The 22,807-nt window shown below is 44.3% G+C and carries 22 protein-coding genes; 2 read left to right on the plus strand and 20 right to left on the minus strand.

What is annotated here, in order from left to right:
* Window positions 1–97 precede the first annotated feature (97 nt).
* Window positions 98–439 (plus strand): type II toxin-antitoxin system RelB family anti-toxin, encoded by a 342-nt coding sequence (gene relB, locus ACVRYP_RS03915; protein WP_447467464.1) that lies wholly within the window; start codon window positions 98–100, stop codon window positions 437–439.
* Between the two features lie 196 nt (window positions 440–635).
* Here the strand turns inward: relB and rpmG are convergent, their stop codons facing one another.
* The 15 genes from rpmG to ACVRYP_RS03990 form a co-directional block, all read right to left on the minus strand.
* Window positions 636–785, minus strand: coding sequence for a 50S ribosomal protein L33 (gene rpmG / locus ACVRYP_RS03920; protein WP_001265622.1), 150 nt, complete (start codon window positions 783–785; stop codon window positions 636–638).
* Window positions 786–799: 14 nt separating this feature from the next.
* Window positions 800–976 (minus strand): 50S ribosomal protein L32, encoded by a 177-nt coding sequence (gene rpmF / locus ACVRYP_RS03925; RefSeq protein WP_307122060.1) that lies wholly within the window; start codon window positions 974–976, stop codon window positions 800–802.
* 154 nt (window positions 977–1,130) lie between these two features.
* On the minus strand, window positions 1,131–1,745 hold the full coding sequence (locus ACVRYP_RS03930) for an HAD-IA family hydrolase (RefSeq protein ID WP_447467465.1): 615 nt from the start codon (window positions 1,743–1,745) through the stop codon (window positions 1,131–1,133).
* A complete protein-coding gene (locus tag ACVRYP_RS03935; RefSeq protein WP_447467466.1) occupies window positions 1,742–2,887 on the minus strand; it encodes an AI-2E family transporter in 1,146 nt (381 codons plus the stop codon). The genes ACVRYP_RS03930 and ACVRYP_RS03935 overlap by 4 nt, the downstream gene beginning before the upstream one ends.
* On the minus strand, window positions 2,871–4,163 hold the full coding sequence (locus ACVRYP_RS03940; RefSeq protein WP_447467467.1) for an MATE family efflux transporter: 1,293 nt from the start codon (window positions 4,161–4,163) through the stop codon (window positions 2,871–2,873). Before ACVRYP_RS03940 ends, ACVRYP_RS03935 begins: the two co-directional genes overlap by 17 nt.
* Window positions 4,164–4,190: 27 nt before the next feature.
* A complete protein-coding gene (gene thrC / locus ACVRYP_RS03945) occupies window positions 4,191–5,684 on the minus strand; it encodes a threonine synthase (RefSeq protein ID WP_447467468.1) in 1,494 nt (497 codons plus the stop codon).
* 155 nt (window positions 5,685–5,839) lie between these two features.
* Window positions 5,840–6,205: a PH domain-containing protein gene (locus ACVRYP_RS03950; protein WP_447467469.1), complete on the minus strand. Its 366-nt coding sequence runs from the start codon at window positions 6,203–6,205 to the stop codon at window positions 5,840–5,842.
* A gap of 127 nt (window positions 6,206–6,332) precedes the next feature.
* Complete coding sequence (gene adhE, locus ACVRYP_RS03955) at window positions 6,333–8,975, minus strand: bifunctional acetaldehyde-CoA/alcohol dehydrogenase (protein WP_447467470.1); 2,643 nt, start codon at window positions 8,973–8,975, stop codon at window positions 6,333–6,335.
* A gap of 310 nt (window positions 8,976–9,285) precedes the next feature.
* Window positions 9,286–9,495, minus strand: a complete 210-nt coding sequence (locus ACVRYP_RS03960; protein WP_447467494.1) for a heavy-metal-associated domain-containing protein — start codon at window positions 9,493–9,495, stop codon at window positions 9,286–9,288.
* A 111-nt stretch (window positions 9,496–9,606) separates the two neighbouring features.
* Complete coding sequence (locus ACVRYP_RS03965; protein ID WP_447467471.1) at window positions 9,607–11,850, minus strand: heavy metal translocating P-type ATPase; 2,244 nt, start codon at window positions 11,848–11,850, stop codon at window positions 9,607–9,609.
* A complete protein-coding gene (locus ACVRYP_RS03970; RefSeq protein ID WP_447467472.1) occupies window positions 11,843–12,292 on the minus strand; it encodes a CopY/TcrY family copper transport repressor in 450 nt (149 codons plus the stop codon). Before ACVRYP_RS03970 ends, ACVRYP_RS03965 begins: the two co-directional genes overlap by 8 nt.
* A gap of 111 nt (window positions 12,293–12,403) precedes the next feature.
* Window positions 12,404–13,915 carry a metal ABC transporter solute-binding protein, Zn/Mn family gene (locus ACVRYP_RS03975; protein WP_447467473.1) on the minus strand — a complete coding sequence of 504 codons (1,512 nt, stop codon included), beginning with the start codon at window positions 13,913–13,915 and terminating at the stop codon, window positions 12,404–12,406.
* Between the two features lie 13 nt (window positions 13,916–13,928).
* Window positions 13,929–14,735: a metal ABC transporter permease gene (locus ACVRYP_RS03980; protein WP_447467474.1), complete on the minus strand. Its 807-nt coding sequence runs from the start codon at window positions 14,733–14,735 to the stop codon at window positions 13,929–13,931.
* Window positions 14,728–15,447 (minus strand): metal ABC transporter ATP-binding protein, encoded by a 720-nt coding sequence (locus ACVRYP_RS03985; protein WP_447467475.1) that lies wholly within the window; start codon window positions 15,445–15,447, stop codon window positions 14,728–14,730. The genes ACVRYP_RS03980 and ACVRYP_RS03985 overlap by 8 nt, the downstream gene beginning before the upstream one ends.
* Window positions 15,447–15,893 carry a zinc-dependent MarR family transcriptional regulator gene (locus ACVRYP_RS03990; RefSeq protein ID WP_447467476.1) on the minus strand — a complete coding sequence of 149 codons (447 nt, stop codon included), beginning with the start codon at window positions 15,891–15,893 and terminating at the stop codon, window positions 15,447–15,449. The genes ACVRYP_RS03985 and ACVRYP_RS03990 overlap by 1 nt, the downstream gene beginning before the upstream one ends.
* 164 nt (window positions 15,894–16,057) lie before the next feature.
* Between ACVRYP_RS03990 and ACVRYP_RS03995 the strand changes: the two genes are divergently transcribed.
* On the plus strand, window positions 16,058–16,978 hold the full coding sequence (locus ACVRYP_RS03995) for an AEC family transporter (protein WP_447467477.1): 921 nt from the start codon (window positions 16,058–16,060) through the stop codon (window positions 16,976–16,978).
* Window positions 16,979–17,178: 200 nt separating this feature from the next.
* Here ACVRYP_RS03995 and ACVRYP_RS04000 read toward each other — a convergent pair whose 3' ends face one another.
* From ACVRYP_RS04000 to prmA, 5 genes are all read right to left on the minus strand, one after another.
* Entirely contained in the window at window positions 17,179–17,349 is a 171-nt protein-coding gene (locus ACVRYP_RS04000; RefSeq protein ID WP_447467478.1) for a hypothetical protein, read from the minus strand.
* A gap of 554 nt (window positions 17,350–17,903) precedes the next feature.
* Window positions 17,904–18,350: a D-aminoacyl-tRNA deacylase gene (gene dtd / locus ACVRYP_RS04005; protein ID WP_447467479.1), complete on the minus strand. Its 447-nt coding sequence runs from the start codon at window positions 18,348–18,350 to the stop codon at window positions 17,904–17,906.
* A gap of 209 nt (window positions 18,351–18,559) precedes the next feature.
* Complete coding sequence (locus ACVRYP_RS04010) at window positions 18,560–20,779, minus strand: RelA/SpoT family protein (RefSeq protein ID WP_447467480.1); 2,220 nt, start codon at window positions 20,777–20,779, stop codon at window positions 18,560–18,562.
* Window positions 20,780–21,062: 283 nt separating this feature from the next.
* Window positions 21,063–21,812 carry a 16S rRNA (uracil(1498)-N(3))-methyltransferase gene (locus tag ACVRYP_RS04015; RefSeq protein WP_447467481.1) on the minus strand — a complete coding sequence of 250 codons (750 nt, stop codon included), beginning with the start codon at window positions 21,810–21,812 and terminating at the stop codon, window positions 21,063–21,065.
* On the minus strand, window positions 21,813–22,766 hold the full coding sequence (gene prmA, locus ACVRYP_RS04020; RefSeq protein ID WP_447467482.1) for a 50S ribosomal protein L11 methyltransferase: 954 nt from the start codon (window positions 22,764–22,766) through the stop codon (window positions 21,813–21,815).
* Between the last annotated feature and the right edge of the window lie 41 nt (window positions 22,767–22,807).

Genomic DNA, 22,807 nt, shown 5'->3' on the forward strand with positions numbered 1-22,807 from the left:
AGCACAAAAATCCTCTAAAGGAGAGGTTCTTAGTCCTTATATACTCTTTAAACTATCCTCTAAAACCTATATTCTATAAATAATAGGAGGATAGCTGGTGGCTTTAGATCAATATGTAGCACAACGTGTTCGAATATTACGTAGAGAATACAGACTAACACAAGAGCAGTTAGCAGAAATAGCAAATATAGATATTTCGTCTATTGCTAAGATTGAGCGAGGAGAACGTTCAAATATAAAGATAAATACACTTGAAAAAATTATTGAAGCATTTAATCTTTCAGTAGAGAATTTTTTCATGGATTATGAAAAAGAATCTGGCATAGATATTCTTGATCCATCGTTTGAAAAATTTAAAAAGAGTTTACTTCTAGTTCCTGATGAAAAACGGAAAGAATATTTACAGCTATTTGAAGCAATTATAAATGTAGGACGTTAAAATTACAGCATATAAAAAGCACCCTAACACTGTGTTAGGGTGCTTTTTGTATATCCGAACTTCTTGTTTATTTCACAAAAAATGTAGTCAAAAATGTAGTCATTCAGTTGATTTATACTGCAATCTATTGAAATTTGGAATTTCAAGAATTGCTTTAAATCAAGGTTTTCACCGTCAACTGACGTGTATTGAATGTCTACTTAACTTCCGTAAACACGACATGCTTACGCAATTTTGGTGAGTATTTTTTCAATTGAAGACGGTCTGGGGTGTTACGTTTGTTTTTTGAAGTGAGGTACAAGCGTTCACCAGATTCTTTGTGTTCAAGTGTAATATTTACGCGCATTTGACTCCTCCTTCTTATTCGCCAGCTTTAGCGATCTTACGTCCCTTGTAGTATCCTTTCAAAGATACACGGTGTGAACGTGAGTAATCACCAGTTGTTTCGTCAAATTTTACAGTTGGAGCTGTCAATTTGTAGTGAGTGCGACGTTTGTTTTTCTTCGCTTTTGATGTGCGACGTGCAGGTACTGCCATTGTTTGTTTCCTCCGTTAGATTGGTTGGGCCAGTCATAGGCAAAACTCACCGTTTCGCGCTCAGCCCTCTTTAAAAGTTAATGTCTTTGATTTTCATCAACTTAACCATGATAACACATCTTTTTTGTAAAGTAAAGTTACTTGACAACTTTTTTTATTTTTTTTGGACATGCTGCGCTACAGCCAGTAAATCTGGAATATGTTGGTTGTAGCTATTCGTCTCTACCGTGAGATTAAGGCTCTTGACACCAGCCTTTCGAGCACACTCAGCATCCAACTGGCGGTCACCAATATAATAGGCGTCTTCTTTTTCAAAGCCATACTTGTCTGCCAGATAGTTCAGTGCTTCTGGGTCGGGCTTTCGTTTAAAGCCATCATCTCCTGTTACCACTTCTGTAAAGTAGTGAGCAATTCCCAAATCCGCTAGCAAACGGTGGGCATTGTGCCCCTTATGGGTAAAGATAAATTGAGAAAAGCCTTCTTGATGGGCCCACTCTAGAATTTCCTTAGCTCCTGGCAAGAGCTTAACTAAGTGATTGTGGGTCGTGAGGTGCTCAGCACGCGCCGCATTAAAGGCATCATAGTCCAAATTGTTCTCCTGCGCCACACGCTCAAAGAGAGCATGGACAGATTCTTTTAAGATGAAGTTTTTAATCGCTTCATGATCATAGATTAGACCATAGTGGGCATAAGCCTCCTCAATCCCTGCCAGAATCGCCTTATAGGAGTCAAAGAGCGTGCCGTCCAAATCCCAGATTAGGGTCGTCATGAACCTTCCTCCTGTTCCAATAATTGTTGCTTTTCACGCCATAGGACATTTTGACGGATTAACTTATAAAGCGATGCAAAGAAGGGAACCGATACCAACATGCCAAAAATACCGCCCAAGGCGCCTCCAACTGTAACGGCTACAATCACCCACATGCCTGGTAGTCCAACAGAGTTCCCGACCACTCGTGGGTAGATAAGATTGCTCTCTATTTGTTGCAAGACAACGATAAAGACGACGAACCATAAGGCCTGATTAAAGGACTGGGTCATGACTAGAATCATCCCGATAATGCCACCGATATAGGCCCCGATAATAGGGAAAATATTGGTAAATCCAACCAAAATCCCAATGGTTGACGCATAAGGGAATTTAAAGAGTGTCATCCCTAGAAAGACTAGCGTTCCCAAAATAACAGCCTCTGTGATTTGACCCGAAAAGAAGTTCCGAAAAGATTCATGAAAGACCTGACGGACATTTTCAAAAGGCTCATATAGACTTGGTAAATAAGCCTTGATCAGGCGACGAATCTGTTGCCCAAGCTCTTCCTTACTCACAAGGACATAAACGGAAAAGATAAGAGCCATTAAGATATTTAAAAGGGCTGAAAAGACATTGGTCACTGAAGATAAAAGACCTAATAGAAAAGTTCCTACACCACTTAAAATATCATTTGTGTAAGCATTGACTTTATCAATAATTTCGCTAGAGGTACTTGAACCGAGATACTCGGTTAAGAAGCGGTTTAACCATCGGTTGTGTTGAACTTCGGTAATAAGATTTTGAACGGCTTTAGGTGTGTTCGTCACTAATGAATGGACACTTTCAACCAGCTCTGGAATGACGATTCCTAACAATATAAGTGAAAGGATAAAGAATGTGGCATAAGCCAGTAGCAAGGTAATCGGCCGCGAAAATTTTCGCGCTGTTTCTCCTTTAATAAGGCGATAGTAGATGCGTTCATAACCGGACATCAGGATATTAACAACATAGGCGATCATAGCTCCACCAATGAAAGGCAGTGAGGCACTCCAGAGGGTTCCTAAAAGGTTTTCTGCAGTTTCCCAATAACGAAAAACAGCTAAAACAACAATAAGCGAAATGAATAGCGTCAAAATAAGATTTTTATGGTTTTTTAACAAGAAAAACTCTCCTAAATGATTTTTGATAACGATAACCTAAGTATAGGACTCGATAAGCATTGTCAACAATCGTAGCTATCAATACTCCCGAAAGTCCTAAACCAAAGACAAGAGTCAAAAGATATCCCAATCCTACTCGGATCACCCACATGCCGACTGTTGTGGCAACAAAGGGGACTCTAGCTCGGCCGACACCCTGCCAAAGCGCCGTCATGATAAGCGTTCCCGTCGCTACAGGAAAACCGATAAAAGACATCCAAATGACCTGTTGAGCTGCCGCAATCGCTTGAAGATCAAGTGTGTAGAGGCGAATCAACCAAGGACTCAAAAACAAGACCGTCCCTGATACCAGGGCTACTAGCCGAAAAGCCAACCAATAACTCGCCTTTCGAATCTCGTCTAAGAGCTGAACATCTTGTTGGCCGTGTGCTTGAGCTGATAAAATAACCGTTGCAACAGCCACACTCATAGCTGGTAAATAATTAAACTGTATCAACGTCTCCCCAATAGCATGACCTGCAACGACCCTTGTCCCTAACTGGACAATTATAGCCACCATAACTAAGTCGCCCGCACGCATCATGAGGCGCTCTCCTGCAGCCGGAAAAACTTGGTGCAATAACTGCTGATCAACCTGGAAATTCAACCGTTTTGGACGATACGATAAGCGATGCCACAAGAGACCGACACCTATAAACCGTGCTATAACAGTTCCTAAGGCAACACCTGCCACTCCCCAATGAAAGACAAACACTGCTAATCCCGATAAGAGAATGTTTAAAGCGTTGACAAAGAAACTGACAACCATGGGCCACTTGGTCTGGCCTTGAGCCCTGAGCATTGCGCCTAAGCAGACCATCAGGCCTAAGCTAAGACTTGCTCCACCAACGATTGCCAGATACTGACCACCTGACTGACTAACCGCCATCCCAGCCCCTAAAAGGGATAATATACTTTCACCAAACCCTAAAGATAAAACTCCCAGAATTAAGCTCAGCCATAAGGTTAATTGAATAGCCATCTGGCTGAGATGGAGAAGTTCGTTTTCCTTTTTTTGAGCAAAAGACTTCGCTATCGCTGCAGATACAACCGCTCCTACCGCTATAAATAGAGCTTGATAGATCGCAAGAATATTTCCTGCTAAGGCTACTCCAGAAATCACGACTAAACCCAGTTGGGAAACCAGATAGGTATCTACCAGCGTCATTAGCGCCTGCAAGCTATTTTCAATGAGGACGGGTAAAGCAATGGCCTTCAACTCTCTTTGGTAAGTCATAGAAAATCTCTTCCCGTCCCTCCTTTTTTAATCTGTAATGGTCAAATAACGTTCAACCGCTCCTTGCATATCTGCAACGGAAACAACTGTTTTGTGACGTACCGGCGCTGTCTCAAGTCCGTCAACAGCTGCTGGATAGGCCACTTTCGAAATGGCATGTAATTGCTCTAAGGCTTCAAAGTCTGTTAAATTTGTTTCTCCTGTAATCGCTGCAACAGCCACTACTGGGAATTTATAAGGACTGGCCGTAGAAGCAATAACTGTCTTCGTCTGGTCTCCTGTTTTAGCCTTATATTTCTGATGGACAGCAGAAGCTACAGCAGTGTGTGGGTCTTCAACATAGAGAGCAGCATCATAAACACGTTTGATTTCAGCCAGCGTTTCTGCTTCAGTGGCAAAATCCGCCGCAAAAAGGTCTAAAATCCCACGATCCACATCGCCTAAGCTGTACTGCCCTTCTCCAGAAAGAGCGGTCATCAATTCTAGCGTCTGCTCAGAGTTGTTACCAACTAGGTGGAAAATCAGGCGTTCAAGGTTAGAAGACACTAAAATATCCATAGAAGGTGATGAGGTCACCTTGAAATCCCGTTTTTTGTCGTAAGTTCCTGTGTTAAAGAAATCTGTCAGCACATTGTTTTCATTGGAAGCACAGATTAATTTACCAATGGGCAATCCTATTTGCTTGGCGTAAAAGGCTGCTAGGATATTCCCAAAATTACCTGTTGGCACCGCAAAATTAAGGGCCTCACCTGCTACAATCTCTCCTGACTTAACCAGTTGGGCGTAGGCATAAACATAGTAGACAATCTGTGGCACCAAGCGACCAATATTCATTGAATTAGCTGAAGAGAACTGGAAGCCATTGACTGCTAGTTTGTCACGCAAGGCACTGTCGTTAAACATTTCCTTAACCTTGGTTTGAGCATCGTCAAAGTTTCCGTCAATAGCGACTACGTGCGTATTTTCTCCTGTTTGAGTGGTCATTTGCAATTCTTGGACTTTGCTGACCCCGTCACGCGGATAAAAAACAATGATTTCAGTTCCTGGAACATCTGCAAATCCAGCCATGGCTGCCTTTCCAGTATCTCCTGATGTCGCTGTCAAGATGACAATTTTCTTGTCTAGGCCATGTTTTTTGGCGGCCGTTGTCATCAAGTGAGGCAAGATAGACAAGGCCATATCCTTAAAGGCAATTGTTGAGCCACGGAAAAGCTCTAAATTGTACTGATCGTCGCTAATTTTGACTAAAGGCGCAATCAGATCGGTATCGAATTTGTCATCATAAGCAGAGGCAATGCAGTGGTCCAGCTCTTCACTCGTGAAATCATCTAAAAAGGCAGATAAAATAAGCTTAGCCACCTCCTGATAGGAAGCATCTTTCAAGACAGCCATGTCCAAATCGACCTCTGGCATTCTTGTTGGTGTATAAAGCCCGCCATCATTAGCAAGTCCTTGTAAAATAGCCTGACTGGCTGTCACAATATTATTGGCATCTCGAGTTGATTGATATGTTAGTGTCATAGGAGTACCCTCTTCAAAGCTTTTTTACTATTTTACCATAATTTTGTAAGGAATAACGCCAACCTTTTATTTTGATAGCGTTTTTATCCTATTTCCGAACCAAAAAAGAACCTCTTAGAGATAACTCCGAGATTCTTTTAGTAAATTTACACACATTAACCAACGATTACTCTTGATAAAAGTTGCTCAAACTTTTGCAAATCAATATCCTTTTTCAGACCAATCTTAATCCGTCCAATCGTGGTCCAAAGTTCCACTTCAGAACCTGAATCCAAAAAGAGTCTCCCATTCTCACCAGACCACATTTGAATAGCCCGATAGGGTAAGACATAGGTTTCTACTTTTTTAGGGGCCAAGGTCGGACTATCTTTGATAATCAAACGCTTATCTGTAAAAATAGCAATGTCCTTAACCGTTTTGAAAGCTGCAATAATTTCTTCTTCAGGAAGCAACAGTTTCACCGCATCTTCAGGGGCATACGTTTCTTTTACAAGGGTCCAAGCAACAGCAATTTCGTTCATAGTCATCTCCAAGATTTTCTTTTTATTATACCAAAAATCACCTGATTAAGATACTGGTATCGTTTTTAGTAAAGTGACATCAAACAAAAAACTAGCCAGACTAAGGTCTGACTAGTGGAGTCACCTATTATTTGCGACGGCCTGGGCGTTTACCATAACCATAGTAAGCATCTTCAATGATTTCTTGCATATGATCAACCATTGGCAAACGTGGGTTGGCTGGAGAACATTGGTCCTCGTAAGCAAGAAGAGCCAATTCACGAGAGTATTTCTTAAGTTCTTTCTCATCAACCCCTTGTGCTTTCAAGTTCATCTTAATGCCAACACGTTCACCCAATTCGTAAACTGCTTTAGCGTATGCTTCAACTGCTTCTTCTGGCGTTGAGCATGGGAGACCAAGCATTCGAGCAATATCTTGGAATTTCTCATCTGCTTTCCAATAGTTGTACTTAGGCCATGTTGTCGTTTTAGATGGACGAGTACCGTTGTAGCGGATAACATATGGAAGCAAGATGGCATTGGTCCGACCATGAACGGTGTGGAAGCGACCACCAAGTTTGTGGGCCATTGAGTGGCTCATGCCAAGGAAAGCATTGGCAAAGGCCATACCTGCCATAGTTGACGCATTATGCATCTTCTCACGCGCCTCTGGATCAGCAGTTTTAACAGATTGTTCAAGGTATTGGAAGACCAACTTGATGGTTTGAAGAGCCAGACCATCTGTGTAGTCATTGGCAAAGTTAGACGTATAGGCTTCTGTCGCATGGGTCAAGACGTCCATACCAGTGTCAGCTGCGATGAAATCAGGAACTGACTCTACCAACGCAGGGTCCACAATAGCGATTGTTGGTGTCAATGAGTAATCAGCAAGCGGGTATTTGCGGTTATTCTTCTTATCAGAGATAACGGCGAACGGTGTCACTTCTGAACCTGTACCAGATGTTGTTGGGATACCGATGTATTTGGCTTTTTGTCCAAGTGATGGGAATTTGAAGGCACGTTTACGAATATCCATGAATTTTTGAACCAAATCACGGAAATCTACTTCTGGTTGTTCGTAGAAGAGCCACATCACTTTAGCAGCATCCATTGGCGAACCACCCCCAAGAGCAATGATAGTATCTGGCTCGAAGGCTTTCATGACTTCCGCACCACGTTCAACAGTTGTAATATCTGGATCCGGCTCAATGTCAGAGAAGACTTGAATCGTTACTTGGTTGCTGCGTGCGTTCAATTGGTCAATGACACGTTGTACAAAACCAAGGCGTTCGATAGACTTATCAGTAACAATCATAACGCGTTCAACATTCTCTACTGTTTGTAGGTACTGAATAGAGTTGCGTTCGAAATAGATCTTAGAAGGTACTTTGAACCATTGCATGTTGTTTCTCCGTTTTCCGACTTTCTTGATGTTGAGTAAGTTAACTGCACTAACGTTATCACCAACTGAGTTACGACCATAAGAGCCACAACCAAGTGTCAATGATGGAATGAAAGCATTGTAAACATCACCGATACCACCGAAAGTAGATGGAGAGTTCCAGATGACACGCATCGCCCGAACACGGGTACCAAATTCTTTCGCTAAAGCTTCGTCTTTCGTATGGATAGCTGCAGAGTGACCTAGGCCATGGAATTCCACCATAAGGCGAGCTTTTTCTAGTCCATCCTCTGTATCCTCTGCTTTAATCACCGCAATCACTGGAGACAATTTTTCACGCGTAAGAGGCTCTTTTTCACCAACTTCTGCACACTCTGCTGCTAAAATATTGGTTCCTTCTGGTACTTTGAAGCCAGCTTGCTCCGCAATCCAAGTTGCTGGTTTACCAACGATTTCGGCATTTAATTTCGCATCAGCGCAGTTTTTGCTATTTGCTTTGGCACCAAAACAGAATTCTTCAAGGAGGGCTTTTTCTTTCTTAGTGACAAAATAAGTATGGTAAGATTTGAATTCTTCAACAAATTCATCATAGATTTCTTTATCAAGGATAACCGCTTGTTCTGAGGCACAGACCATACCATTATCAAAGGACTTAGACATTACGATATCGTGTACAGCCTGTTTGATATCTGCTGATTTTTCGACATAGGCTGGGACATTACCAGCACCAACACCAAGAGCAGGTTTACCACAAGAATAGGCCGCACGTACCATGGCATTACCACCAGTTGCTAAGATTGTTGCGATGCCATCGTGATTCATCAAAGCAGCTGTTGCTTCCATAGATGGTTCTGTAATCCACTGAACACAGTTTTCAGGCGCTCCTGCAGCGATCGCAGCATCTCTCACAATTTGAGCTGCATGGGCGGAAGACTCTTGCGCAGATGGATGAAAACCAAATACAATTGGGTTACGTGTTTTAAGAGCAATCAAGGCTTTAAAAATAGTTGTTGATGTTGGGTTTGTTGTTGGTGTTACACCACAAATAACCCCAACAGGTTCGGCAATCTCTGTCACACCTGTAATCGGATCATCTGAGATAACTCCTACTGTTTTGACGCCCCGCATATTGTTGACAACATGTTCACAGGCAAAGAGGTTTTTCGTCGCCTTATCTTCAAAGACACCACGACCTGTTTCCTCAAAGGCGTGTTGAGCTAAAATACCGTGGGCATCTAAAGCAGCAACAGACGCCTTGGCTACAATATAATCGACTTGTTCTTGGTTCAACTGACGAAATTCATCTAAGGCAACAAGACCTTTTTGGACCAAGCTATCAATCGCTTGGTTAACATCTGCCACAGCAACTTCTTTTGCTTTTTTACTCATTTGTTGACTCCTTTTGTAACTTTGTTAATTATTTCACAACTATATTCTACACTAAATTTTTGTTTTTGTAAACACTTTGATAAATATTTCACAAACTTTTCTTTCGTTAGTATGTTAACTTCCCTGATAGCCTTACTTTCAAGCTTTTTATGATTGTAAAATTTTTTTATTTCACAAAATTAGTAAGCGCTATCTTTTTTGCTTAGTTAGAGTTTTATACTTTTTAAACTTATTTTCGATAAATTGTCATTAAAAAAAAAGACGACTTTATCCGTGATTACTAGATATAATCGTCTTTGAGGGTCACCCATTAAGCTACAGCAATGACTTTATAGATGGTTTTAGCTAGGGCCTCTTGATACTCTTCTTGCGTATAGGCTTCAGTTGTAGAGACGGTTGCTTCCCCTTTTTCAAGGTCAACCGCCACTTGATCAACGCCAGCTAGCTGGCTCAATTTATCAGTAACTCGCGCCACACAGTGGTCGCAGGACATGTTTTCAATGGTAAGGATTTGTTTCATCATAAACCTTCTTTCTTGACCAAAATTTTTTTCTAGGCCATATAAAACGATTGGAATTGCTGACAATCACCATACAGAGGTGCTTGTCAGTTTTTGTTTTCAAAGAATTCGTTAGGATTTTAAATAGCGTAATCTAAGAGCATTGGTAACAACAGAGACTGAACTAAGGCTCATGGCTAGGCCTGCTAACATAGGATCAAGCAAAGGCCCTCCATAGAGGTAAAGCAAGCCCATCGCCACAGGGATACCTAGAATGTTATAAGCAAAAGCCCAGAAAAGATTTTGCTTGATGTTACGAATGGTTGCCCGACTGAGTTTAAGAGCTGCCGGTACGTCTTCAAGGTTTCCATGCATGAGCACGATATCTGCGGATTCAATGGCTACATCCGTGCCAGAACCAATCGCGATACCAACATCAGCCTGGACTAAAGCAGGGGCATCGTTGATCCCATCACCCACCATAGCTACCCGTTGTCCGCTAGCTTGTAGGCGTTCGACCGCTTGGACCTTGTCCGCGGGGAGCACTTGGCTAATCACCTCGGTGACACCGACCTCAGCCGCAATCGCTCGAGCAGTGCCTGCATGATCTCCTGTCAGCATAACGACTGTCAAGCCCATCGTCTTGAGCTGCTGGATGGCAGCCTTACTGGTTGACTTGACCTGATCTGCTACAGCGATAAGGCCTGCCAACTGGTCATCAGAGGAAAGATAGAGAGGGGTCTGACCAGATTGGGCCAGCAGGGCGTCGGTACTAGCTAGACTGGAGATATCAACCCCCTGCTGCGCCATTAATTTGGCATTCCCTAGGGCTAGCTGGTGGTTCTTGTAGCGAGCTGTTAAACCCTTACCAGATATGGCTTGGAAATCGGTGACCGGCAACAAATCCAGTTCCGCCTCTTTAGCGGCATCTAAAAGAGCTTTAGCCAGAGGGTGCTCTGAACCGACCTCACTAGAAGCGGCTAGTCGCAGGAGTTCTTGCTCGGTCCACGAGCCTTGAGGATGAAGACTGGTGACGCGTGGGCGACCTTCTGTAATGGTTCCTGTCTTGTCTAAGACAACGGTATCCACGAGATGAGCGGATTCCAAAGCTTGACCAGACTTAACGAGAATGCCCTGTTCGGCTCCCTTACCGGTCCCGACCATGATGGCTGTCGGAGTTGCTAGTCCCAAAGCACAGGGACAGGCAATCACAAGAACAGAGACAAAAATTTGAAGGGCGAAATCGATATCCTTGCCTCCAAAAATCAGCCAAGATAAGGCTGCTAGAAGGGCTAAGCCAATCACTATGGGAACAAAGTAGAGGGAAATGCGATCTGCCATCGCAGCAATCGGCGCCTTAGACCCCTGCGCTTGCTCGACGAGTTGAATAATCTGAGCTAGAGTTGTATCTTCTCCGACCCGAGTCGCCTGATAATCGATACTACCGTTTTGGTTAATGGTGGCGCTGATAACGGTATCTCCAACTGCCTTGGACACCGGCATGCTTTCTCCTGTAATCATGGCTTCATCAATACTGGTTTGACCTGCAATAATTTCCCCATCAACCGGAATGCTTTCTCCTGGTTTGACACGGACTATATCCCCCACTCGGATGTCTTCAGTATCAATCTCTACAACCTGATCGTATCGAATAACCGTCGCCTTTCTAGGGGCCAGATTCATGAGGTGTTCAATAGCTTGTGACGTTTGCCCCTTGGCTCTTGCTTCTAGGAGTTTTCCGACCATGATCAAGCTGATGATAACTGCTACTGATTCCAGATACAGATGGTGGGCAAAATGGTGTTCGCCCTGAGAAATCCCATAGATGGCATAAAGGCCGTAAACAAAGGCTGCGCCTGTCCCTACTGCTATCAGGCTATCCATATTGGGATGCCCTTTGAAGAGGTTTTTAAACCCTCTTTGGTAAAAGCCGCGCCCTAGCCACATAACCGGTAAGGTCAAGACTAGTTGAGCCAGCGCAAAATTCAAGGGCACTAGATCGGGAGACAAGCTATTTGGCACGGGCAAGCCTACCATGGTCCCCATGGATAAGTAGAGCAAGGGAATTGTCAGCGCTAGCGCAAGAAAGGTTTCCTGTTTCTTCTTTTGGTAACGCGCTTGGCGTTCCGCCTTTTCAGCTTGATAAGCCGATTTCCCACGCTCTGTTTTTTCACTAGCGCCATAGCCAGCTGCTGCAACTTCTGCTATGACTTGGCCCCAGTCAAAATCAGGATCTTCTGTCTTAGCAACCAAGCGCTCTGTCGCAAGGTTAACCGTTGCCTCACGAACACCCGGTAACTCCCCGACTACCATTTCAATGGTTGCAGCACAGGCTGCACAGGTCATCCCTGTTAAGGTAAAGGTTTTTTCAGTCATGGCAATGTCCTCCGTGTTGCCCACAAGTGCACTGACCTGCTAAGCAGTTGCAAGTAAGTGCTATTGGAGCTGTCTGTTTTTGAGCCAAGGCTTGCTGGCTAATCCGCTCTAGGTCAACTTGGCTGAATTCTCCTTGAGATAGCAACAAGGAGACCAAGTCCACATGCTTAGTGTTGCAGATACTGCTTTGTATGGTCTTCAAGCTCTGGGTCAACTGGTCTTTTTCAGAAACCTGGGCATAGTAGGCAAATTTTTTACCCACTTGTTCTGTTCTGACCAAGTCTTTCGTTTTCAGACGTCCCAGCAAAGTTTTAATGGTTGCGGCCTGCCAATTGTAAGCCTTGCTTAAATGTGCGATCACTTGGGCGCTAGTCGCCCCTGGGTTGGCCCAGAGTACGCGCATGACTTGCCATTCTGCCTGAGACATGGTTTCTCTTTCCATAGCTACTCCTTTCGTTTACATTTGTAATCATTGTCTATAGCTATAGTTTACAACTGTAAACATTAAATGTCAAGAAAACACTCCCTCATTTTTGAGGAAGTGTCCATGTGATTAGTGGGCTAACATTTCTTGAGCAATTTCAAAAGAGCTCATGCCTGTTGGGTAATAGGTTGGCCAGTTTTCAAGTTCTTCTAACAGTTTTTCTTGGCTGTCGCTTCCAAAGTAAATATGGAAGTGACCGGTCTTAACTGGGGCAATGTTGTGGTCGCTAAACTGAACATACTTGTAGTCCCCAGCATCTTCATTGGTCGCTTCAAAGAGGAAGCGTACGCCACGGTTGCCTTTTTTGTAGGTCAAGATTTCATAGCCGACATACTTATAAGTGTTCTTATGACCTTTGCCATCGACAAAGAATTCCATGGTGTCACCATCAATCTTGATTTGTTCAACATCTGTCTTGTAACCAATGTCATAGTAATCCTTGTACTCTTCAGCTGTCATAGCTCCATTAGACTTTTTAGCCTTGTAGTCCCAAACTTGGTCAAAAGTACCATCTAGCAAGTATGGATAGACAGACTGCCAATCGCCAGCGTAGTCTGAGAGCTCACGGTCTGCAACGTCACTGTCTTCAAAGTAGCCATTGTAAACAGTCTTCGTATCTACGGCTTCTTCCGGTTGAATTTCAGGACCTTCGCTTTCTGTTGTCAATTTTAGAGCTTCAAGGTTAGCTTCAGCCGTTGAAATATAAGTTTCCCCAGCCTTCATGGCATCAGCTGTCAAACTCTCCAGTGGATTGAGAACCGCTGTTTCCACACCTGTTTCCTTGGCCAAGGTCTCAGCCACTGCTGAAGAAGCTGTTTCTTCAAAGTAAATGTATTTGATGCCATTGTTCTTAATGTACTCAGACAATTCTGCCAAACGCGTTGCTGACGGCTCAGCCTCAGGCGTCAAACCTGATACAGAAACTTGTGTCAATCCATAGTCAAGGGCGAGGTAATTAAAGGCCGCATGCTGGGTTACGAAACTTTTTTGCTTAGCTTGTGATAAGGTATCTGTATATTCTTGGTCAAGCGCTTGGAGCTCCTTTAGATAGGCCTCTGCATTCTTAGTGAAGGTATCCTTGTCTTCGGGATAAGCTTCTATCAATTGGTCACGAATAATCTCCACCATCTGTACAGCACGGTAAGGAGAGACCCAAACATGGGGATCGTAGTCATGCGAGTGACCATCTTCACCATGCGCATGGTCATGGTCATGATCATCGGAACCCGGTAGGAGTAACATTCCTTCTGTCGCCGAGATGACCTTGACATCTGATTTTGATTTTTCAAGGTTTTCTTCTAATTCATGCACCCAGGTTTCCATGTTTTCATTGGCATAGACAAAGGCATCCGCATCTTCAATAGTCGCAATGGCTTTAGCAGATGGCTCATAACCATGCACCTCTGTCCCTGCTTCAATCAAGAGTTCTACATTTGCTTCATCCCCTGCAATTTCTTTGGTAAATTCGTAGACAGGATAAAAGGTTGTTACAATCGTCGGCTCTTCAGATCCTGCTTGATTGGAACAAGCAGCTAATAAGGCTGCAGATAACGATAAGCCTAATAAAGCCCATTTTTTCATGAGAAAATCTCCTTTATTTTTTAAACTTTTTCAATAGATTGACCACCAAGAAAATGGTGATAAAGATCATGGTGATACTTGCTGAAGCCGGTGTTTCCATATAGTAGGAAATATAAAGCCCAGACAGCATCCCGACAAACCCAATAAGCACAGAGAGTGCCATGACCGTCTTAAAGCTCTTGCCCAGACGCAGAGCGATGGAGGCTGGTAGGACCATAATGGTTGAAACCAATAGTGCACCAGCCGCAGGAATCATGAGGGCAATCGCCACCCCGGTCACCATGTTAAAGAGGATAGACATGGTCCGCACAGGCAAACCGTCCACATAAGCAGTATCCTCATCAAAGGTCAAAATGTACATGGGACGGATAAAGAGGGCCGTCAAAATAAGCACTATCACCGCAATGGCAAACAAGGCCGTCACCTGCGTCGATGTAATGGTCAAAATCGACCCGAACAAGTACTGGTCTAAGCTCATGCTAGAGGAGCCACCAGACTTACTGGTCACAATCAGAGAAATAGCCAACCCTGTTGACATGAGAATAGCAGTCCCAATCTCCATAAAATCCTTGTAAATCGTCCGTAAGTATTCTAAGAACACCGCAGCGATCAGCACGACAATGATAGTTGACACACTGACATCGATTCCCAAAATCAAGCCGAAAGCCACTCCTGCTAGGGAAACGTGACTGAGCGTATCGCTCATCAAGGACTGCCGCCGCAAAATCAGGAAAATTCCTAAGATCGGAGCGAAAGCTGCAATGGCAATCATAGCGAGGAAAGCTCGTTGCATAAAGGCATAATCAAAAAGACTAAGCATGATCCACCTCCTCTGCTCCATGATGGTGGTGGGTCTCGTGAAGGTTAAAGCACCGCCAAGGCGAATCTTGGTCACGCACGAGATGAATATTGCGGTCCGCAAATGTTCTCACGTCATCGGGGTCATGGGTAATCATGAGGACTGACTTACCGTGTTGTTTAGCAGAGTGGTGCATAAGACCATAAAACTCTTCTTTAGAGCTGATGTCCATACCCGTCGTTGGCTCATCTAGGATAAAGATATCGGGATCACTGGCAAACATCCTGGCAATCACAGCCCGTTGTTTTTGCCCACCTGAAAGCGAACCCAGCCGACTGTCTCGCTGCTCCCACATCCCAACCGCTTCCAAACTAATCTTGATATGTTCTTCGTCATGCTCGCTCAACTTGCGAAACCAGCCTTGACGCGGGTAACGGCCTGATTTCACAAACTCATAGACTGTTGACGGAAAGCCTGCATTAAAACTAGCCACCTGTTGAGGGAGATAGGCAATGCGCAATTTTTGACCCGAAATACTGGTCTTTGAAATATCAACCTTGCCAACTTGGGGTTTTAAAATCCCTAGAGTCGCCTTAACCAAGGTCGTCTTGGCGGCCCCATTTTCACCCGTCAAGGTCACAAATTCCCCGCTATCAAGATGATAAGAAATCTTGTCCAGAACAGGCTCTTTGTCATATTGAAAGGCTAAGTTTTCAACCGTGATATAGCGCATTAAGCCTCCTCAATCTTGCCAAGCAAATCCTTGAGGAAACGACTAACTAATGCTTGCTCCTCCTGAGAATAGCCAGCAATAACAGCATCATAGGTACTCAGCGTATGGGCATGGTGATGTTCATGCTCCTTCGCAATCGGCTTGGCCAAATCGGTCAACTGATAGTAAGTCATCCGGCCATCCTTGGCATCCTTGGCAGATTCCAACATCCCTTGAGCAATCAAGGATTTAATGGCCTTGGTCACAGCAGCTTGGCTGACATTGAGGGCCTTAGCTAGGTCAGAATTGTTGATAATGCCGTCATTAATCAGCATGAGAATATGTTCTTGCGTATTGGTCAATGACACATTGCTCTGGCAGGCGCCTACTAGAAGTTCTAAGTGATTCTCAGATTTGAGAATAATGGTATTGATCGCTTGATCAATTTGTTTAGCTAATTCGGTCATCATGATTTCCTTTATTTTTTGTTAACATAAACCATTTTATCATTAACCAGTTAAATAGTCAAAACTTTTTAACCAGTTTCGGAGTTTTTTTCTGAAAATGGCTAATTTTTCAAAATCAACACTTCCATATTATGCTATAATGAATAGTTAGAAAGGTGGTTCGTATGTCAATAGCCCTCATGGTCTTTCAAAAACTTCTTGTCCTTTTCCTCCTCATGGGAATGGGCTGTTTTCTGGCCCGCAACATCCTGACCAAGGACATCACGCGCCAACTCTCAAAGCTCTTAACCATGTATGTGGCCCCTAGCCTATTTGTAGCGACCTTTTTGAAGGCTGATTTTTCCAGAGATCGCCTGCTTTACCTTCTTATTACCATCGCTATGGCCTTCTTTATCCTCATTACCCGTATTATACTCACCCGCTTTTTAGTTCCAAAAGGCCGTCCGATTGATACTTACGCTGTTCTTTTTGCGAATGTGGGTTTCCTAGGAACCCCGTTAGCCCTCGCCGTTGGCGGCAATGATGCCGTTTTTTATATTTCAGGCTTTGTCGTTGCCAACCAAATCATGCAATGGACCTATGGCATCTACCTTATCACGCAGGACAAATCAAAGATATCCCTGCGCACTGCCCTTCTCAATCCGGCTTCCATTTCAACAGTCATTGGACTGACCTGCTATATCCTCCCCTTTACTTTTCCAAATGTCTTGATGGATGCTGTCAGTAGCTTTGCCCAACTCAATACCCCCTTATCAACCCTAGTCCTTGGGACTTATTTTTATAAGGCCAATTGGCGCGAAGTCTTCTGCTATCTGCCAGCTTACTGGACAGCCTTTCTTAGACTAATCCTTACCTCCCTCATTTCTACCCTCATTATCTGGTTGCTTCCTTTAAATGTCCCAGCACTCAAGCTGGCCTTAACGATCGCCTCCTGCTCCCCAACAGCCATGAATGCAGCCCTTCTCAGCCAAGTCTATGGTGGGGATTACCAGTACGGTTCACGCCTAGTCCTCCTAACGACTGTCCTGTCGCTCATCAGCTTCCCCATCATGATGGGCATCGCCAGTTTTATTTATCTGGGATAAGTTGAAAGCATCCTGTTAACCAAACGTTTGAGCAAGACCAGTATCTATACAGAAAAATTCTCCAAGTTTTGGCTTGGAGAATTTTTTAGTTGATCTGCATATCAGACACTATGGTCACAAGGCCGTCATTGATGAGACTGACCTGTGGATTTGCATTTAGCTGTCGTGACGATTTTTAATCTTTTTGGCCTCATCTGCATTCAGCTTTTACCCAGTAATGCACGTAAAACTCCACCTAGAATTATCAAAAAACCACCTAGTAAGTAAAAATTATCACGAGTTTGGCCATAATCAAATTGAAAACCATAGATTAGAACAAATACCCCCAAAAGAGCAATCAGCCAAGATATAACCCTTCCTATTTTTTTCATAAACACTCCTTTTCTACCTAGAGATTACAGAAACCCCGCCAGACTGATTAATCATGATAATGACTCTTCTTCCATTATTCACTGCACTTCGCATCATAATATATTTATAGAACCAGCGAGGACTAGTCCTCATTAGAAGAGGCAATCCATTTATTAAACGCTAATTGTCCTAATGAACTTATGATAATCAGTATAAACCCCAATTGGCGAAATGATATTTTATGGCTCAGCTCATCCACTCTAAAAAGACTATAGAGTAGGCTCAGTATTCCTAAAATCCGTACCATCCATAGTAAACCTCTAAGAAACTTTTTCATCTGTAAGACCTCAAAACTATCGTGACATTAGAGAAACTCCACCATATTGATTAATGATAATAACAACACCACGTCCTCTGTTAACGGCATGTTGCATTATTCCAAGTTGAGTCAACCAAAGGATGTATTATACCACCCTTTAGCCGATATTTGATTAACTAACACCACGGGAAATAACAATATTTTCATAAGGAACAGAAGCTGAACTATTTTTGGTCGACCTTACCATATAGCCTTTTATTGTCTTACCCTCGTATCCAATACAATGGTCACAGGACCATCATTGACTAGACTGACCTGCATATCAGCGCCAAAGAGACCTGTTTCCACAGGAACATGCTGGGCTAACAGGGCATTCAATTGGTCATAAAGCTGACTTGCTTTGTCAGGTGCAGCACCACCATTGAAGGCTGGACGATTGCCTTTCTTGGTATCCGCAAAAAGGGTAAACTGAGAGATCGAGAGGATTTGCCCACCGATATCTTGAACAGACAGATTCATCTTTCCTGCTGCATCTGAAAAAATCCGCATGTTGACGAGTTTTCGGACAGCATAGTCCAAATCCGCTGACGTATCCTCAGGCGCTATGCCAACCAGAAGCAAGAGCCCTTGGCTAATCTTTCCCTGCACGCGCCCCTCAATCTCTACCTGGGCTTCGGACACCCGCTGAATAATGATTTTCATAAGCTATTTACCATTTCCTATTGACGACAATTGAACCAAAAAGCCTCTCTATTGTACACAATTCCCTTATAGGCAAGGAAGCGATCCTGCAGATAAGGCTATAGTCTATCAAAGCAAGCTGACGATGGATAGAAGAGAACTATTCCGATTAGAGGAAGAAGGCTGACGCCTTTTCCCATTTCCCGATTAAAAAGGCCCCCCAGACCTTTTTAACCATTCGTCCGTTTAACAGAGTACACCTCCGGCACCGACTTGACCTTGTCGACAATGGTGGTCAAACTGGAGAGATTTGATATGTAAAAACTGATATGGATATTGGCAAACTTCATATCCTTGGTTGGCTGAGCATTGACACTTGAAATATTGTGATTGGAGTTGGTCAGGACCTTGAGAACATCGTTCAAAAGACCTGAACGGTTAAGACCGTAGATATCAATCTCAGCCAAGTATTCCTTGCTAGAGTTTGACTCCTCCCACTCTACATCGATTAAGCGTTGCTCATAGTTTTCTTGACTCCTAAGGTTCATACAGTCTGTTCGATGGATGGCCACTCCACGTCCTTTGGTAATATAACCCACAATCTCGTCACCCGGTACAGGACTACAACATTTGGCAATCCGCATCATGAGACCAGATGCCCCTTGAATGATGACACCTCCCTCATGCTTAACCTTGAGATTTTCTTTGTGGTTCTCCTGCTTGACCTCACCGCCCTTGACCAACTCGTCCGCAACAGCCTTGGCCTTAGCCCGCTCGGCCTCACGGCGTTCTTTTTCTGTCAGGCGGTTAAAGATAGAGACCGGTGACACCTCGCCAAACCCAATGGCCGCATAAACAGCTTCCTCAGTCTTGTACCCCGTTTTTTGCAAGGCCTCTTCCATATGCTTGCGGTCTAAATATTTATTGGCAACATAACCATTTTCTTGCAAAATATCTTGGAGCATTTCGCGCCCCTTAGTGATGGAAAGCTCCTTGTCTTGGTTTTTGAAAAATTGGCGAATCTTATTCCTAGCCTTGTGGGTTTTGACAATGTTGATCCAGTCACGACTAGGACCGAAGGAATTGCTTGAGGTGATGATTTCCACCTGATCACCCGTCTTAAGCTTGGTCGTCAGAGGCACCATCCGACCGTTAACCTTGGCACCTGTCGCCTTCTCACCGACATTGGTGTGAATGTCATAGGCAAAGTCAATCGGCCCTGAATCTTTGGGTAATTCCCGAACATCACCATTTGGCGTGAAGACATAGATCCGCTCGGTAAAGATATCTTCCTTAACCGATGACACAAAGCCCTGGGCATCGTCACTATCAGCCTGAAGGTCCAGCATATTAGCAATCCATGACATGCCAAGTGCGGTTTCCTTCTCATCGACCTTACCCTTGACACCTTTTTTATAGGCCCAGTGAGCTGCTACCCCGTATTCAGCCACCTCGTGCATCTCATAGGTCCGAATCTGAAACTCAATCGGTCCTTTAGGACCGTAAACCGTCGTGTGAATGGACTGGTAACCATTGGCCTTAGGATTAGCAATGTAATCCTTAAAACGACCCGGCATCGGGCGCCAGAGTTCATGAATATAGCCTAACATAGCATAAACATCGCTCGGCGTGTCCATGAGACACCGAATGGCAATCAAGTCATATAGCTCATCGAAGCGCTTATGCTTGTCATGCATCTTACGATAAATCGAGTAAATGTGCTTAGGACGCCCATAAACCTGCCCTCTTAAATTCCGCTCCTCTGTATAGGTCGTAATCTTTTCCACAACCTCTTCAACCAGGGCTTCGCGCTCACGACGCTTCTCCTTCATGAGGCGTGAAATTCGGTAAAACTCTTCTTCGTTAAGGTAACGAAAACTCATGTCCTCCAGTTCCCACTTCACGGAGGAAATCCCCAAACGGTGGGCTAATGGGGCATAAATTTCCATGGTTTCCCGCGAAATCCGCTCTTGCTTATCCTTACGCAGATGCTTAATGGTGCGCATGTTGTGAAGCCTGTCTGCTAATTTCACCAAAATCACCCGCATATCCTCTGACATAGCAATTAACATCTTGCGGTGATTTTCCGCCAACTGCTCCTCATGGCTCTTATACTCCACCTTACCGAGCTTGGTGACGCCATCCACAATCTTAGCAACATCTTCACCAAAATCACGTTCCAAATCTTCTAGCGTGACGTCCGTATCTTCGACCACATCGTGCAAAAATCCACAAGCAACGGTCACAGCATCCAGATGCAGACCCGCCAAAATCCCAGCTACCTGAATAGGGTGAATAATATAGGGTTCACCCGACTGACGAAACTGCCCCTCGTGGCTCTCCACCGCATAATCCAAAGCTTTCTTTACAAAAATAACATCGCTCTCACTCAAATAGCGAGCTGTTAAGGCCACCACCTCTTCGCCCGTCAAATTCACTTCTTTCGGCATACCCGCACATCTCCTTGAAATCTTGTTCTTATTTTACCATTTTTTTGGAAAAATAGCAGAGCGACCTGCTTTTTTCAGCTGTTAAGGTCAAAAAGTCCTCCTATACACAGACTTATCCACAGAATTGTGGATAAAAGTTTTATAATGTGGAAAACAACCCCCCATTTTAGACTGATAACCACTTGTTTTCCAAACTTTTCACGTCAATTTTCACTGATTATCCACAACTTGTGGATAACTTCTGATAAAAACGGCTCAAAAAAAGAAACAGGTATCCTGTTTCTCAATCATGATCAGCTAGTTCCAAAGCATAACTCACTGCTGACAGGGCATAGAGCGGAGCTGTCTCTGTCCGCATAATCCGAGGGCCAAGGCCCACTCTGATGCCACCAGCAGCCTCGAAGGCTTCGATTTCCTGAGACGATATACCGCCTTCTGGGCCAAAGAGAAAGAGAAGCTTTTGACCAGGTGCAACCTGAGTCAGCTCCTTAGCTAGGGTAGAGCGTTCCCCTGCCTTAGCGATTTCCTCATAGGCGATAAAGATTTTGTCAAAATCTGCAAGCCGAGCTAGTAAATCCTTTTGGCTGTCAAAGAGGCTGACTTCTGGCACACGATTGCGTTTAGACTGCTCCGCAGCACCTAAAACAATCTTGGCTAGCTTGTCTTCTTTCTTGGCTAATTTCTTGCTATCCCACTTGACCACAGACCAGTCTGCAGGATAGGCCCAGATAGCCGACGCCCCCAGTTCGGTCGCTTTTTGGCTGATAAATTCCAGCTTGTCCCCTTTAGGAAAGCCAGAAGCGATGGTCACCTCAACAGGCAGCTCGACATGGTCCACCAAGTCTTTGACCAGTTCAAACTGCTGGTCTTGGCTAGAGAGGACACGCGCCAGACGTTTTACCCCATCATCAAAAACCAAGACCACCTCATCACCCTCTGTCAGACGCATGACCGAAAACATGTGTTTAGCCGTTTCCTTATCAGTGATGGTCACCGGATTTTCTGCTTTGCCTTTTACAAAATACTGTTGCATCTAGCCTCCAATCACACCTGAACGGTCATCCGTCTTCTTAAAGACGCAGCAATTCCATTCACCCTGCACCATATGGGTTTCAAGGAAAAAGCCTGCACTTTCAGCAGAAGAACGCACCATGTCCCATTTTTCAGAGATAATACCCGACATGATCAGGTAGCCCTCATCCTTGACCAAACGGTAGGCATCCTCTGTCAAATGAATGAGAATATCCGCCAAGATATTAGCCACGATGACATCTGCTTCATGGCCCACACCTTTTAAAAGGTCGCCTGTTGATACATGAATATCGTCCATATTGGGATTGAGTTCGATATTTTCTCGTGCCACACGCACCGCCACATCGTCCAAATCGTAGGCAAAAATCTCCTTGGCACCCAAGAGTGAGCTGGCGATAGAGAGAACCCCAGACCCCGTCCCGACATCAATCACGGTCTCCCCGCCACGCAGGACCTGCTCTAAGGCAAAGAGGCTCATCTTGGTTGTTGGGTGCGTCCCTGTTCCAAAAGCCATCCCAGGATCCAGCTTGATGATCTTCTCGCCCGCTCCCGCTTCGTAGTCTGTCCAAGAGGGCACGATGGTCAAATCATGGGTAATGCGAGTGGGCTCATAGTATTTCTTCCAGTTCTCTGCCCAGTCCTCCTCAGCTAAAGCCTGTGTAGACAGCTGGATAACTCCCGTTGCCAAACCAAAGCCCGTCAAGTTGGCCAAGCGCTCGTTGACCTGCTCAGTGATGGCTACTATATCTGCGCTGTCTGGGTAATAGGCTGTGATTTTGACCATGTCAGCCTGTTCAACTTCTGGGAACAGCTCGCCGTATTTGCCAACCTGCCCCAGATAATCTGCACTATCGTCAATAGCCACCCCCTGGCTGCCCGTCTCAATCAAGAGATGAGACACCGCCTCTTCCGCCTCACGGTGAATCGTAATGGTTAATTCCTGCCAGTTGTTCATGTTGTTCTCATTTCGTTTTTATTAAATTTTTTATTCATTTT

This window comes from Streptococcus rifensis (assembly GCF_053203525.1).